Consider the following 15,830-nt stretch of genomic DNA (forward strand, 5'->3'; position numbering starts at 1 on the left):
TTAAACTAACAGACCATGGTTCTCGAAGGATTAAATACAGAAGGCGTGCTTATTTTTGCCAATACCACCAAGTGTAAAAACTATTACTCGGATAAAGAGTTTAATTACGATTATCCCGATGGATTATCAGAATTATTAAAACAGGGAATCATCCACATTATTACTACCGATGAAGCAGTAGAACAGGTCGATTTTACCTTTATTAAAGATGAAATAGACAGCAATAGATGGGAATTTCACGATTCTTACAACTACTTAAAAGCAGAACCCGGAGATGAAGTCCGCGCTGTTTCTCATGCAGATTTTACCCAGATGTGCCATAATCATAAAGGTGATCTAGAAGCCCATATTGACAGTTCATTACCCCTTAAAAACATTTTAAACGGGAGCGGAGATGTAACCAAAGAAGAATACTTTAAATATGAATTACCATTGATAGAAATACCAGCGGGAATCTGGAAATTAAATGTTTATTCCCTTAAAGAAGAGCATATCCTTAGCTGGATCGAATTTTTAATCCACCTGGAAAAGATAGAATCCGTTGATATCGATAAAATCACCCTGAAGCCGCTTGAAATCTATTCTTAAATAAAAATACTTTTTGAGAGCAGAAATAATATGAATTATATAGACGACAGCACAGTACCCCAATGCAAGATTGAAGAAAAGAAATTCGAATGGGGAGAACCGTATACAGTCTATACCCCTGTTTTCTGTTTTCCGGATTTATTAAATACCACACTGGAAAATTCGATTATTCTGTTTGGAGAAAATAACTTTAAGCATCAATTATTGATGTTATACAATACGATCAATAACCATGAAGAGTCTGAAAGACTTACAAACTATCAGGGAGAAGCATTGAACAGGAAGTCAATATTGGAATTGATAAACACATATCTTAAAAAAAACGAAACTTTAACAGCTCCTTGGGAAAAATACAACATTGGATTAACAGAGGATGATTATGTAAGGTATCTTGAAGATAAGCTGGGAAAATCCCTGTATTATGTAAAAGTTAAGTAAGTTTTAAAGTAATCGAAACACTGTCACAGACTCTTCTTTAAGCAACGGTAAACTAAAAATCATTAAAGAGACTTTAAGCTTTTAAAAATCCCAGCCATTCTTTTAGGAAATTCTTAATATTCGTTAAAGGAAAAACAGCAGCTAAATTTTTTTATAACAATCTCTCTTTCACAAAGCTAATAATAGCCTACACATTCATCTAAAATAATATTTATAAAATTCTAAACAGTATTGCTCTTTTCAGTCTCATGGTTGTTTTCGTTTAAAAATAAAAGGATGAATTTTGAAAATTTTGTTATTATTTCTGATCCTACCAAAAATAAAATAATCAATACTTATAAAATTTTTTATTTTTTTTATATTTTAGTTATAAACTAATAATTTCATGTTCAAAAATTTAAAAGCGAAAGCTAAAATAATTTATTTCAATTTTATCAATGACATGATTTTTTTTCTAGGAAAGCAGAAAAGAAATTATGAAAAAGAAAATAATAAAAGCATATTAAATCTCGAAGATTTAACTCCCTTTTTATCTGATAATGATAATAATGAAATTTCTCAGACTTATTTGGATTCTTTAAAATGGGGGATCCTAAATGATAAAGTAAAAAACATTGCAATTTCGGGATCTTTTGGAACAGGAAAAAGTACCATAATTAATTTATTCAAATATAAAAATCCTGACTTTAAAACGATTGACATTAATCTTGGTAAATTTGAAGAAAAGAATAAACAAACTGAAGTAGATATTGAAACAAGCATTGTGCAACAAATTCTTTATTTTGAGAAAAAGGGCAAACTTACGGAATCAAGATTTGAAAGAATTACAGTAAAAAAATATATTTTAATAAAAGCATTATTTCTTATATTTTGGGTTTATTCCATTCTCTATCTTTTTTTTGATAAAATATATAATAAATTATTAATTGTTGACCTTAAGTTTATTAGCTATAATCTTTATGAGCTATTTATTAAAGCAATCTTTCTTATTATTTCTGCAATAATTATTAAAAATATCTTTAATCAAATATCTGATTTAAAATTAAATAAATTAAGTTTTAATGACGCGGAATTTGTTCCTAAAACGAACGATATTTCTATTATTAATAAACATATTGATGAACTTCTTTACTTCTTCGAAAAAACAAAAACCCAGATTGTTTTTATCGAAGATATTGACAGGTTTGAGGATGCCGTAGATGTTTTCATAAAGCTTCGTGAATTAAATATTTTAATCAACAATTCTAAAGATATTGATGAAGTTGTAACTTTTGTATATGCTGTAAAAGATGAATTATTTAGCAAAAACAACGAAAAAACAAAGTTTTTTGATTTAATAATTCCTGTGATTCCTGTTATTGATTATAGTAATTCTAATACTCAGTTTCTCAAAAAACTTAGAAAAGATTTTATTGACACAAATATATTATCAGAAAATATCATTTTTAATATTTCTCCTTACATAAATGATATGAGAACCTTGATTAATATAATAAATGAATTTAAAATCTATTATAAAATAAAAACACTTAAAACAAGTTTAGATGCTGAAAAACTTTTTGGTCTTATTATTTTAAAAAACATTTACCCAATAGATTTTAAAGAATTGCAGAATAGATCAGGAATAGTTTTTAATATTTTTAATAATAAAAATGAACTTATAAAAAAAGAGTTAGAAATAAATGAGAAAAATATTGAAAATTTAGAAACATATATTGAAAATTCTGAATATGAAAAAATAGACGATGTTTTAACATTAAGAAAAATATATATTTTTGAATTGATTAAATTGATGCCAAATGCCAAATACATTGTAGATGATAAAATTACATTTGCCAATGTGATTGAAGATAAGAATTTTGATAAACTTACTAAATCAGAAATTATCTATTATTCTGAAAATGATTTTTATTGGAATAGTTATAAAATTAACTCTGGTAAAAGATTTAAAGATATCGAAAAGTTAGTTGATAAACAATTTTCATATAAAGAGAGAGAAGCATTTGTTCTAAATAATAATAAATACTCAAGGGAAAATACAAAAAGAAAAATATCTCTGCTTCGGTCTGAAAACTCAGTGTTAGAAAAAAAATACTTTCATGAGCTGTTTGAAGATATTGGAATTGATAAAGCAAACAATTATTTTAATAATATTATAAAAGAAAAATTTTCTGAGAACCATCCCCAAATAACTGAAATTTCTGAAAATTATAATCTGCTGAAAGTTTTGGTATTAAACAATTATGTAAATGAAAATTATTCTGAGTATATTTCCTTATTCTATCCTGAGTCGTTAACTCTTAACGATTATAATTTAAAATTAAAAATAATTGAAAATAAAGAACAGCCATTTGACTCTGAAGTTCAGAATCCTTACAAACTTATTTCAGAATTAGCAATAAATAATTTTACGAAAATTGCTATCCTGAATTATCATATTTTAGATTATCTTTTGATAACAAAGCAATCTCTTCAATCTGATTACACAATTATAAATAAATTCAACGAGTTTATAAAGATTATTTCTAGTGATATTGATTCGAGAATTTTAAATTTTATTAATGGATATATAGTTCACATATATAAAAATAATGACCTATTAGAAGCATTTACAACAGAGATGTCAAATTGGAAATTATTTTGGAACACAATATATTCAAATGGAAATAAAGATGTAAAACAAATAATGTTCGAAGAATTAATTACATCAAAAAATATTGAAAAAAGTAAATTAAAATCTTTAAATTTTGAAAATACTTTTGACTTATACATAAATGAGAATAATGATTTTTTATCTAACATCCATGGAAAAATGGAACCTCAAGAACTTATTTCTAAATTAAAATATTTAGGTATAAAACTTAATAAAATCAAATATAATAATGAGTTATTTGAAGAATTAATTGAAATAGAAAAACAAAATCTTTATAAAATTAATAAAGAAAATATCAGTCTTATTTTAGATAAATTCAACAATAATCAGATTAGTGTAGATAGAAAAAAATCAAATTACACATATATTTTAAAATCAGATTGCGAAAATTTAAAAACAAATATTGAAAATAATATCAATGAATATGTTGAACAAGTTATACTTCAATCAGAAAATAATACAGAAGAAGAATTACAATATATTATTCAGCTTTTAAATAATGAAAATATTTCAGATGAAAATAAAATTTTATTAATTAAAAAAATGAATTTTAAAGTAAAAAATATACAAGATTTACAAGATAAAAATTTATGGAAAAGTCTTATTTCAGAAAATAAATTAATAGCCAACTGGCAAAATTTACTCGTTGAATACGAAAATGATATTATTGGTGATTTCAGCTATTTTGAAAACTTTCTTAATGACGAACAGAACTCTATTATACTTTCTCAGGTTAAGTTAAATGAAGAATTATTAAATAATTTATCCAATGAAGAAGAAAATGATGATGATGATAGAGAAGAAAATGTTGACAAAAAAAACATAATACATATTGATTCAAAAACAGTTGAAAAATTTTCTTTAGATATAATAAATTCTATAATTAACGATACTTCATTCAATAATTTAGTAAAGTCTGTTATCAATAAATTTGATGTATCCGAAATAAAAAGAAAAGAAAGAATTTCTATTCTTATTGATAATGATTTAATAAATTTTAATTCTCAAAATATTAAAGAATTAGATCAATACAACAGAATTTATTTTATAGAGAAAAATGAAGAACTAGTGCATGGGAATTATAAATTTTTCACCAATTTGGATATTACTACTTGGACAAATATTTTTAAAGCTGACATAAATGCTCAATACAAGCACGAAATATTAAAATACTTAGTTGATGAACAAAAATTTAATAAGAATGACTTAGATTTTATTAAAATAATTATAGATAATTTCAACAATCTTAAATTCCATTTATATTCTAAATATTTTACAACAGTAACCTTAGAATCGAATCTTTCCTATGCTGAAAAAGTAAATTTTTTAGCTAACGAGATTTCAGAACATTATTCTGATGATGAGATATTCAATTATTTAGATTTATTAGGAGAAACGTTTTCAAAGATTTCCAGAAGAGAAGAATTCGATATTGAATATAGCTTATATAACGAAAAAATAGTACGGAAACTACAAGAAAGAAATCTTTTAAAAGCATCTTTTTCAAAAAAAAATAAAATAATAAAAATCACTTACAATCAAGAATAATTTTTATAAAAATAACTCATATTAACTTTTAATCCTCGCCCCACTTCGCAAAGTATACAGGCTTTATAAGCGGAATTATTTAAATTAACTAAACAATTATAATGAAATCATTCAACATACAAGAAATAATTGGAAATAAAGGTAAAATAGTATTTGATGATCTAAGTACAATAGATATATCGCTGGGCATTGAAAATAATATTAACGATTTAAAAGAAGATTTGCTGCAAGTTGAATTGGCAAATGGCAATGTATTAGATGTTGGATGGTATCCTTCATCTGATATTGAAGGATATTTTAGCGTTTGTATAATAAAAAATTATGACTGGATGGAACCATTCTATCTAAAAAAATGTAATCAATGGAATGACTTAAATGAATTAGTAAAAGAAGCAATAAGTTTTAACTTGGAAAACAGCTAAAAAACAGGCTGAAAGATGTCAATGAACAAGCGAAAACAATACCCTGCTTTGCAAAGTCTCCCGACTTTGTGCAATAATAATTTAAAACTCAAAAACAGATTTTACAAGCCCTACTTTTAAACCATCCCCCTCGCCTCACCGCGAGGGTTTCCTATTTTAAAATTTAACATAATATCCTGACTACAAAATATTTACCCAAAAATAATAAGCATTTCAAAATAAATTTTAAATTTGAAAGAATTTAAAAAAACACAAACATTTATGTCTTCAAGATCAGAAATAGGGCACGCCAAAAATGTGGCGAACCTGCAAAAATTAATTCAGCAGATTTCCGTTTATCCCCTTTACAATCCGCCGGTTCCCGAGCTTACCATCGATAGTCTCCAGAACCTGTACACCACTGCCAATGCGAAACTTACGGAAGTCGAGGAAAAACGCAATGCCAACAAAAATGCCATCGCTTTGCGTCAGGATGCATTCAAAAACCTGAAAACAAACTGTACCCGAATTACCAACCGTTTAGAAATTCTCGGGTTATCACAGGGAACCTTAAATCAGGCAAAATCATTGAACCGCACCATACAGGGGGCAAAAAAGAAACCAGCCACAACACCCGAGGAAGGCAAAGAAGCACCCAAAATCATTTCCTCTTCCCGACAGTCTTACACCCAGCAAGCTGAAAATTTCGGCATTCTTGTACAATTGCTCGAAACCATACCCTCCTATACACCGGATGAAGAAGAACTGAAACTATCAACCCTTAATACCTACAAGCAATCATTGGTAAACACCACTCAGGCAGTAGACCAGACCGAAGCAGAACTTAACCTCAAGTTCATCGAAAGAAACAGAATACTGTATGCAGAAGGAACCGGACTCTATCCCATCGTCCAGAACGTAAAAAAATATGTAAAAAGCCTTTACAGAGCCACCTCTCCCGAATACAGCAATGTAGCGGCAATTAAATTTTCGATGATAACAGAATAACATCCTTCTAAAGAACAGAGGATTAAAACCAGAAATCTTTTTGTAAAAGTTAACAACTAAAATAAAAACATCCTGACGAATATTCAGTCAGGATATTTTTTATATTTTGATCGCTGAAAGTTATATTAAAGCAACTGAAACTTATATTCTTCCAACTGTAAACAATATTCTTACTCTTGAAAGTTATATTAGAGCAACTGAAAGTTATATTCTTCCAACTGTAAACAATATTCTTACTCCTGAAAGTTATGTTCGATCACCTGAAACTTATATTCTTCCAACTGTAAACAATATTCTTACTCCTGAAAGTTATGTTCGATCACCTGAAACTTATATTCTTCCAACTGTAAACAATATTCTTACTCCTGAAAGTTATGTTCGATCACCTGAAACTTATATTTTTTCAACTCTAAACAATATTCTTTATTCCTTCAATTTAAATTTTAAAGTCAAATATATAACTCCTCCTTAAACTGCTCCGTAGGAGCAATATCTGTGTAGAAAAACCCATCCATACAACAACAGAACTCCGGAGGAATTCAATTTCGCCCCTCCGATATCATCACAACACAATCTGAAACCTCATTTTCCCTATCTCCACCGACAAACTCCATAAAAAAACCACCGGAAATCCGGTGGTTTTCATATCTGTTAATATCAGAATAATCTTAAGCTTCAGATGAAGGATTATTATCTCCCGTAGGTTTTTCACCTTCCGGTCTTCTCTGTCCTTCCGGTCTGTTTGGTCTTTCAGATCTGTTGTTCTGTCCTTCCGGTCTTGGTCCCCTTTGTTCACCTTCTTTCTTCTCAGGTCTTGGAGGTCTTGGCAACAAAACTTTTCTGGAAAGCTTCATTTTCTTACGGTCATCATAGCCCATAAATTTCACTTCCACTTCATCCCCTTCGTTATAAGGAACTTTGTCTAAACGAGCCCATTCGATCTCAGAAATATGAAGAAGACCTTCAGTACCTTTAGCAATCGCTACGAAAGCACCGAAATCCATTACCTTCACAACCTTACCTTTGTAAACTTCCCCTACTACAGGAACAAAAGTAATCTCATTGATTTTTGCAATCGCTTCGTTGATTTTTTCTCTGCTGACACCGGAAATTTCGATTCTTCCGATTTCTCCAATTTCTTCAATTGCAATAACAGTATCTGTATCCTTCTGCATTTGCTGAATGATTTTTCCACCAGGTCCGATTACAGCACCGATGAAATCTTTAGGAATTTCCATCATTACCATTTTCGGAGCGTGAGGTTTCACATCTTCTCTTGGAGCAGCAATTGTTTCAGTAATTTTATTTAAGATATGGATTCTTCCGTCTTTAGCCTGTAAAAGCGCTTTCTCCATAATATCCATTGATAATCCCTGGATTTTGATATCCATCTGACAAGCTGTGATTCCGTCTGCAGTTCCTGTTACCTTAAAGTCCATATCACCTAAATGATCTTCGTCTCCTAAGATATCAGAAAGTACCGTGAATTTTCCTGATTTTACATCAGTTACCAACCCCATTGCAATACCTGAAACTGGTTTTGTAATCTGAATACCCGCATCCATCAATGCCAATGTTCCCGCACAAACTGTCGCCATTGAAGAAGAACCGTTTGATTCTAAAATATCAGAAACGATACGGATCGTATAAGGATTTTCTTCAGGGATCATATTTGCCAAAGCTCTCTGAGCAAGGTTTCCGTGACCAACCTCTCTTCTTGAAGTTCCTCTCAGAGGTCTAGCTTCACCCGTTGAGAACGGCGGGAAGTTATAATGTAAGAAGAATCTTTCGTCATAGTTTGCCATTACGCTGTCTACCATGTTCGCATCTTTTACCGAACCTAAAGTTACAGCCGTTAAAGATTGCGTTTCACCTCTTGTGAAAATTGCAGAACCGTGCGCTCCCGGTAAATAATCGATTTCGCTCCAGATCGGACGAATCGTTTCAGGATCACGACCATCAAGACGGATTTTATCATTCAAAATCATCTGACGCATCGCTTCTTTTTCCACATCGTGGTAATATACTTTTACGAAAGGAGTTACTCTTTCAAGCTCTTCTGCATCTTCTGCATACTGAGCAAGGAATTCTTCACGGATCGCCTTGAATTTTTCTCCTCTTTCTTCTTTGCCTGAAGGTGTTTTCGCTACTTCATATACTTTATCGTAAGTTTCTTTCCAAACTTTTTCACGGATTTCCTCGTCATGAGTTTCGTGAGAATATTCTCTTTTCGGGAATGATTTTCCTACTTTTTCAGCTAATCTTTCCTGAGCTTCAACTTGTTTTTTAATTTCAGCGTGAGCGAAAGTGATTGCTTCCAGCATTTCCTGCTCAGAGATTTCTTTCATTTCACCTTCCACCATTACGATAGAATCTTTGGTAGCTCCCACCATAATATCAAGATCAGAATTCTTAAGATCTTCGAATTTAGGATTAATAGAAAGCTCACCGTCAATTCTTACCACTCGTACTTCAGACATCGGTCCGTTGAAAGGAATATCTGTAATGGCAATCGCTGCAGACGCCGCCAAACCTGCTAAATCATCAGGAATCGACTGTCCGTCATAAGAAATTAATGAAATCATTACCTGAACTTCCGCATGGAAATCTTCAGGGAACAAAGGTCTCAAAACTCTGTCTACCAAACGCATCGTAAGGATTTCCTGATCAGATGGTCTTGCTTCTCTTCTGAAAAAGTTTCCGGGGATTTTACCCCCTGCATAGAATTTTTCTCTGTAATCTACTGTTAAAGGTAAAAAATCTACACCAGGATTGGCTTCTTTGTTGGCTACAACAGTTGCTAAAAGCATTGTTCCGCCCATTTTTACGACTACAGATCCATCAGCTTGCTTAGCTAATTTCCCTGTTTCAATTGTGATTTCTCTGCCGTCTGCAAGAGTAATCAGCTCTGTAATTGCTTGAGGTACACTCATAAATTGTTTTGTGTTGTACTCCGTATTGAGTACTTTAATTAATTATATTTCGTCTAAATTTTCGTTTGCAAAGATAATGTATTATAATGATTTTTTTAAATTTTTGTCTGTAAAATCTTACCTGTCTATCCCATAATTTCCATATATTCTGCACCGAAAATCACTTCTGATTACGAAAACAAAAAAGCAACCTCTTCCGAGATTGCTTTTTATGTGAAAATCTTTGTAGATTATTTTCTTAAACCTAATTCAGCAATAATTGCTCTGTATCTTGCGATATCCTTATTTTTAAGGTAATCTAATAAACTTTTTCTTTTACCTACCAGTTTCACCAAAGATCTTTCTGTGTTGTAATCTTTGTGATTGCTCTTTAAATGAGCAGAAAGGTGGTTGATTCTGAAAGTGAAAAGTGCAATTTGCCCTTCAGCAGTTCCTGTGTCCTGTGCAGATTTTCCGTGTTTTGCGAAAATTTCCTGCTTTTTTTCTGTTGTTAAGTACATTCCAATATTGTTTAATGATTATTATGTAACGGGTGCAAAAGTACGACTATTTTTTTATTCTGCCAACATTATTGATTTCATTTATTGATTTTGATAGAAAAAAATGTTAAAAATTTCTTAAAAAAATTATGCTACCCCACTAAAAGGCAGTAATTTTGCATACGAATTTAGTGATGAGAAAATTAATAACATTTACCACCTTTACTTTAGCTCTTTTTGCAGGTTTTTCTTTATCAAAAGCTCAGAAAAGCCATGAAAACAAGATCAAAAAAGTTTTATATTTCAATCCTGAGGTAGAACCCGACCTTCAGGAAATTAAAGAACCTACCAATACGGCTTTCTTCAGCGCAGTTTCTGATAATTTAAGCGAAAGAAAAAACAAAATGCTGAGAACGGAAACCCAGATTTCTTTTGACAGCATAGACAAGCAGACCGTTTGGGATTACTGTAAAAACAACGATGCCGATTTTGCCATTGTTCCGAAAGTAAAATATTTCAAAGTGGGAATCGGAAAATATGTTTTTTCCAATCAGGTCGTGGTAAGCATGAAACTATTTGATGCAGAAGGCAATCTGGTTACCGAAACGGATTATGACACGTATAAAAAGAACATGAGATTGCTTGGTTCCACTGTAAATTCTGTAAAAATAGGAACCAACGGAGCCATCAAAGGAATTTTAAAACAGCTAAAAAAAATTAAACCTTCTGCAGAATCCGGATTTTAATTTCCGGCAGTTAAAACTATTATGCAAATCATTGAATCTTATAAAATTAAATTCATCCCTGTGTGAATAATTAAAAATATTTTATTAATTTAGTCTGAAACAATTCATTCAAACTATCTCAATTGAAATTTCTTAGCATTTGCAGTTTTTGCAGGTGCTTTTTTTATTGAATTGTTTTTATTTAAATATATTCATCAGTAATCCAACGAATTAAAATCACTTAATTTTCATTTATAGGTGAATAATTAAAACCTTTTTTGTATTTTTAGCTTACATTAAATCTAAATAATATGAAAAATTCAAACCTGAAAAAGCTCACCAGAAAAGAGCAGGAAAAGATCAACGGCGGAGGTCTTCAGAAATGTCATTACCATTTTGAATGTCCGGGAGGATCCTGCTGTCAAAATGTTTGTGTCTATTACAACTGTCCTGAAGTTTAACCCAAAAAGATTGTTATGAAAAATCTAAAGAAACTAACAAGAAAGGAGCAGGAGAAAATCAATGGAGCCGCTTTGGTACAGTGCACGAAAAATTCGCATTGCTTCGGCGGATATTGCTGCAATTATGCATGTTATATGTATGCCTGTATTGAACCTTAGTGTTTGAGAATGTATGCTGAATGGTAAAGTTCAGCAATGCCGTAAAAAAAACAATAATCTATTACTTTTGAAATTTAATTTTTTCAAAGCATCCGCTTTTTTGCAGATGCTTTTTTTATTCTCAGAAATTTAAATAATCCTTAAATTTTGCAGTTCTTTGGGCAATTTTAAAAATTTGGGCTATTTTTGCACTACTCTTAAAAATTTGACGTTTTGAATTCTAAAGACGAACTTATCTTCAACCCTGCCGATATTGCCGAAACTCTTAGCGAACTTCACGCGGACGAGAGGCTTTTGGCATTTCTGAAAGTTCCGAAAGAATACAAAGCAGATGTTTTTTCGCATCTTGATCCCGATTTTCAGGAAGAAACCATCAGAAGTATCGGAAGCGATGAGGTTTCAGAAATCCTGAATGCGATGACGCCGGATGACAGAACGGCTCTTTTTGAGGATTTTCCGGATGAGCTTATTAAGTATTCCATCAATCATCTTAATCCGCAGGAACGCAGAATTGCGCTTAAATTATTAGGCTACGATTCTGATTCTATTGCCCGTCTTATGACGCCTTATTACATCCAGATCCGTAAAGAATGGACGATTAAAAGATGTCTTCAGCAGATTAAAAAAGTGGGAAGTAAAGTAGAGACGATGAATTATCTCTACGTTGTGGACGAAAGAAACCGGCTGATCGATGATATTGCTCTGGGAAGTCTTTTGTTGGCAGAAGAAGAAACTTTGGTTTCAGAAATTACGGATAATCATTTTGTTGCGATTACCACAACGACGACTAAAGAGGATGCGGTACAGTATTTCGAAAAGTATGACCGTGCTGCGCTTCCTATTATTACAGAAGCGGGAGTTTTGGTAGGAATTGTAACGATTGATGACATTCTCGACCAGATTGAGCAACAGAATACGGAAGATATTCAGAAATTCGGGGGATTGGAAGCTTTGGACGTTCCTTATACGCAGACTTCTCTTATCGAAATGGTAAAAAAGAGGGGAATGTGGCTGATTATTTTATTTTTCTCTGAAATGCTTACGGCTTCGGCGATGGGTTATTTTGAAGATGAAATTCAGAAAGCGGTTGTTCTCGCACTTTTTGTTCCTTTGATTATTTCCAGCGGAGGAAATTCCGGTTCACAGGCTGCAACTCTGATTATCAGAGCAATGGCACTTCAGGAAATTACTTTAAAAGACTGGTGGTACGTGATGAGAAAAGAAATTTTCACAGGTTTATCATTGGGCGGTATTTTAGGGATCATCGGTTTCCTGAGAATTATGATCTGGCATAAAGCAGGTTTTTTCGACTATGGAATTCACTGGGCTTTTGTTGGATTAAGTGTAGGGGTTTCTCTGGTGATGATCGTTCTTTGGGGAACACTTTCGGGTTCTATGGTTCCTTTCATTCTTAAAAAATTAAAACTCGATCCGGCAACTTCTTCTGCTCCTTTTGTAGCAACGTTGGTGGATGTAACGGGATTAATCATTTATTTTTCTGTTGCAGGACTTTTCTTAACGGGCAAACTTTTGTAATTTTAGGCGACATCTAAAATAGTACAATGAAGGTAGTTTCTTTGGTTCCCTCGATTACGGAGGCTTTATTTGATTTGGGTTTAACGGAAAAAGAAGTGGTCGGAAGAACGAAATTCTGTATTCATCCCGCTGAAAAGGTAAAAGATGTACTGGTTATCGGCGGTACGAAAAACATCAATATTGAAAAAATAAAGGCTTTACAGCCTGATCTTATTTTAGCCAATAAGGAAGAAAACGTAAAAGAACAGGTGGAAGCTTTAATGCAGGACTTCAAGGTAATCGTCACCAATGTTGAAAATATTGAGGACAATTATTATATGCTTAAAAATTTAGGCAAAATCTTTCATCGGGAAGAAAAAGCACAGCTTTTTAATCTTAAAATCTATGATGTTCTCAACCATTCAAAAATTGAATTCCCCATAAAAGTTGCCTACTTAATTTGGAATAATCCTTATATGACGATAGGTTCCGATACTTTTATTCATAAAATTCTGGGTGAGATCGGTTTTGAAAATATTTTTAAAGATCGGAAACGTTATCCTGTGATTCAGACGGAAGATCTTGCGGAAGCAGAACTCATAATGCTTTCTTCCGAACCTTTTCCTTTTAAAGAGAAACATATTAAGGAACTAAAGAAGTTTTATCCTGATAAAAAAATAATGATTGTAGACGGAGAGGCGTTTTCCTGGTACGGAACGCACATTGCGAAGTGTGAAAATTATTTTAAGGAACTTATTTCTGATCTTAAACACGAATTTCACTAATTTTTTCACGAATGGCACTCACTCTTTTTTTATAGATTTTCTAAGTTTTGGCTAAAGCCAATTTATTCATTTGTTTATGAAAACGGACTAAAGTCTGTTTCTATTGATCCCATTTCAAAAGGAAATTTTGATCTATCCTATCATACAAAAGACTCCGGCTCTTCGAGCCGGAGTCTTATATTTTAACACTTTAAAAGCGATATTTTTACAAAATTTTAGAAACTTCGTTACACAGCCATTCCAATAATTCTCTGTCTTCTTCTGTAAAAGGATCAATCGTATGGGAATCAATATCGATCTGACCAATATTCTGTCCGTCTTTGAAAATCGGAACCACGATTTCTGCTTTGGTATCGATAGAACAGCTTAAATAATTACTTTCTTCGTGTACATCGGGAACAACAAACGTTTCATTGGAAACGGCAACCTGACCGCAGATTCCTTTACCGTAAGGAATGATGGTGTGATCCGTCGGAGCTCCAACGTAAGGTCCCAGTTTCAACTCATCTTTATCTCCGTTTTTGAAATAAAAACCCGTCCAGTTGAAATAAGATATTTCCTGATCCAAAAGGTGACAAACTTTCTGAAGTTTCTCTTCTGTATTATGTTTCGGACTTTCAAGAATAGACGAAAGTCGTTTTTTTAATTCTGACATTTTTTTACTGTTTTAAGAAAATTGTTTTAAGGAAAGTTCTTCTTTGTAGCCGAACATTCCACGCTCTTTTATCATCTCTGCCACTCCTTCCGGAAGCTGATTTTCCCATCCTTTCATATTGCATCCGATTTTCTTCAGGATATCTCTGGAATAAATTTCCAAAAATTCCGGATTATAATTGGTAATATCTACAATACGGTTGTTATGCTTGAAATATTTGTAAAGTTCCTTAAGGTTTTCTTCCACTTTAAGGTTATCGGAATCCAGTAATTCATGAGTTTCCGGATCTTTATAAGGATACAGGTATACTCTCATGCCGTTTCGGAAAAATTTCCCGAAAGCTTCCAGAATTCCTCCCGATAAATTTTTATAATATTTTTCGTCGAATACCATCAAAAGGTTATTCACCCCCATTGCAACGCCGATTTCTCCGCTTGTGTAGGAAGCAAAATAATCAATCAGTCGGTAATATTCAGAATAATTGGATACGATTACGGTATATCCCAATTTGCCGAGAACATCCACTCTGTCGAGAAAATCTCTTTCATTGATATCTCCGTCGGCTCTAAGGTTTGAAATAGTAATTTCTATTAAAACTTCGGTTTCATCCTGAGTACAGGTTACTTCTTTCATGAACATATCGAGTCCGTTCTGAAGCATATCGATGTTCACCTTCGTTACAGGTCTGAAGCTTCCTCTTACCGCAAAAATATTTTTCTTGTACAAAATATCTGCAGGAAGCATATTATTCCCCTCCGAATTGAAAATCACGGCATCCGTCATTCCGTTTTTAACCAACTGTAAAGACATCAGTCTGTTATCCACATACGCAAAAGCCGGTCCGCTGAAATCGATCATATCAATTTCAAGATTGTCTTTTGCAACGTCGTCGTATAAAGATTCTATTAAATTTCGTGGATTGTCGTAGTAATGAAAGGCTCCGAAAATAAGATTTACCCCAAGATTTCCAAGGGTTTCCTGCTGCAATGTAGCATCATTTTCCTTGAATTTTACGTGAATAACGATTTCATTATAATCTTCGTTCTCCTTTACCTGAAAACGGATTCCTACCCAACCGTGACCTTTCACTGTTTTATCAAAATTAATGGTGGTAACGGTATTGGCGTAAGAAAAATATTTTCTGTTGGGGTTGCTCTCTCTGGAAATTCTTTCTTCGATAAGGGCTACTTCATAGCGAAGCATTTTTCGAAGTCTGTTTTGGGTAACGTATCTGTTTTTTACCTCTTTTCCGTAGATGGCATCACTAAAATCTTTGTCGTAAGCCGACATCGCCTTAGCAATTGTACCGGAAGCTCCCCCTGCTCTAAAAAAGTGTCGGACTGTCTCCTGCCCTGCTCCAATTTCTGCGAAAGTACCATAAATAGTAGGATCTAGATTAATTGTTAATGCTTTTTGTTTAGGAGTTAGTTTCTGATACATTAGGACATTAAATTTTTCGTAAATTTACCAAAATTAAACCAA

At 32.3% G+C, this 15,830-nt stretch carries 14 protein-coding genes; 10 read left to right on the plus strand and 4 right to left on the minus strand.

Going from position 1 to position 15,830, the window contains the following annotated elements; genetic code table 11:
* Positions 1-15: 15 nt before the first annotated feature.
* From PFY09_RS06540 to PFY09_RS06560, 5 genes are all read left to right on the plus strand, one after another.
* Positions 16-588: a hypothetical protein gene (locus PFY09_RS06540; RefSeq protein WP_271161869.1), complete on the plus strand. Its 573-nt coding sequence runs from the start codon at positions 16-18 to the stop codon at positions 586-588.
* Positions 589-618: 30 nt separating this feature from the next.
* Positions 619-1,026, plus strand: coding sequence for a hypothetical protein (locus PFY09_RS06545; RefSeq protein WP_271161870.1), 408 nt, complete (start codon positions 619-621; stop codon positions 1,024-1,026).
* 385 nt (positions 1,027-1,411) lie between these two features.
* Positions 1,412-5,227, plus strand: coding sequence for a YobI family P-loop NTPase (locus PFY09_RS06550; RefSeq protein WP_271161871.1), 3,816 nt, complete (start codon positions 1,412-1,414; stop codon positions 5,225-5,227).
* A 101-nt stretch (positions 5,228-5,328) separates the two neighbouring features.
* Positions 5,329-5,649 (plus strand): hypothetical protein, encoded by a 321-nt coding sequence (locus PFY09_RS06555; RefSeq protein ID WP_271161872.1) that lies wholly within the window; start codon positions 5,329-5,331, stop codon positions 5,647-5,649.
* 261 nt (positions 5,650-5,910) lie between these two features.
* Positions 5,911-6,636, plus strand: a complete 726-nt coding sequence (locus tag PFY09_RS06560) for a hypothetical protein (RefSeq protein ID WP_271161873.1) — start codon at positions 5,911-5,913, stop codon at positions 6,634-6,636.
* 668 nt (positions 6,637-7,304) lie between these two features.
* Here PFY09_RS06560 and PFY09_RS06565 read toward each other — a convergent pair.
* Both PFY09_RS06565 and rpsO read right to left on the minus strand, forming a co-directional pair.
* Positions 7,305-9,569 carry a polyribonucleotide nucleotidyltransferase gene (locus PFY09_RS06565; RefSeq protein ID WP_108410430.1) on the minus strand — a complete coding sequence of 755 codons (2,265 nt, stop codon included), beginning with the start codon at positions 9,567-9,569 and terminating at the stop codon, positions 7,305-7,307.
* Positions 9,570-9,799: 230 nt separating this feature from the next.
* On the minus strand, positions 9,800-10,069 hold the full coding sequence (rpsO, locus tag PFY09_RS06570) for a 30S ribosomal protein S15 (RefSeq protein ID WP_076395421.1): 270 nt from the start codon (positions 10,067-10,069) through the stop codon (positions 9,800-9,802).
* A gap of 173 nt (positions 10,070-10,242) precedes the next feature.
* Here rpsO and PFY09_RS06575 point away from each other — a divergent pair, with 173 nt between their 5' ends.
* From PFY09_RS06575 to PFY09_RS06595, 5 genes are all read left to right on the plus strand, one after another.
* Positions 10,243-10,794: a pyruvate decarboxylase gene (locus PFY09_RS06575; RefSeq protein ID WP_271161874.1), complete on the plus strand. Its 552-nt coding sequence runs from the start codon at positions 10,243-10,245 to the stop codon at positions 10,792-10,794.
* A 290-nt stretch (positions 10,795-11,084) separates the two neighbouring features.
* The gene (locus PFY09_RS06580; protein WP_157967233.1) at positions 11,085-11,234 is read left to right on the plus strand and encodes a hypothetical protein; all 150 of its coding nucleotides are present in this window, start codon (positions 11,085-11,087) and stop codon (positions 11,232-11,234) included.
* Positions 11,235-11,249: 15 nt separating this feature from the next.
* On the plus strand, positions 11,250-11,393 hold the full coding sequence (locus tag PFY09_RS06585; RefSeq protein WP_165796558.1) for a bacteriocin-like protein: 144 nt from the start codon (positions 11,250-11,252) through the stop codon (positions 11,391-11,393).
* Positions 11,394-11,606: 213 nt separating this feature from the next.
* Positions 11,607-12,929 carry a magnesium transporter gene (mgtE, locus tag PFY09_RS06590; protein ID WP_076395417.1) on the plus strand — a complete coding sequence of 441 codons (1,323 nt, stop codon included), beginning with the start codon at positions 11,607-11,609 and terminating at the stop codon, positions 12,927-12,929.
* A gap of 26 nt (positions 12,930-12,955) precedes the next feature.
* Positions 12,956-13,693 carry an ABC transporter substrate-binding protein gene (locus PFY09_RS06595; protein WP_271161875.1) on the plus strand — a complete coding sequence of 246 codons (738 nt, stop codon included), beginning with the start codon at positions 12,956-12,958 and terminating at the stop codon, positions 13,691-13,693.
* A gap of 205 nt (positions 13,694-13,898) precedes the next feature.
* Here the strand turns inward: PFY09_RS06595 and PFY09_RS06600 are convergent, their stop codons facing one another.
* Positions 13,899-14,348, minus strand: a complete 450-nt coding sequence (locus tag PFY09_RS06600) for a GAF domain-containing protein (protein WP_087711498.1) — start codon at positions 14,346-14,348, stop codon at positions 13,899-13,901.
* A gap of 12 nt (positions 14,349-14,360) precedes the next feature.
* Positions 14,361-15,788 carry a nicotinate-nucleotide adenylyltransferase gene (locus tag PFY09_RS06605; protein WP_076395411.1) on the minus strand — a complete coding sequence of 476 codons (1,428 nt, stop codon included), beginning with the start codon at positions 15,786-15,788 and terminating at the stop codon, positions 14,361-14,363.
* Positions 15,789-15,830: the final 42 nt, after the last annotated feature.

This window comes from Chryseobacterium gambrini (assembly GCF_027920505.1).
In the GTDB taxonomy this organism is placed as follows: domain Bacteria; phylum Bacteroidota; class Bacteroidia; order Flavobacteriales; family Weeksellaceae; genus Chryseobacterium; species Chryseobacterium gambrini.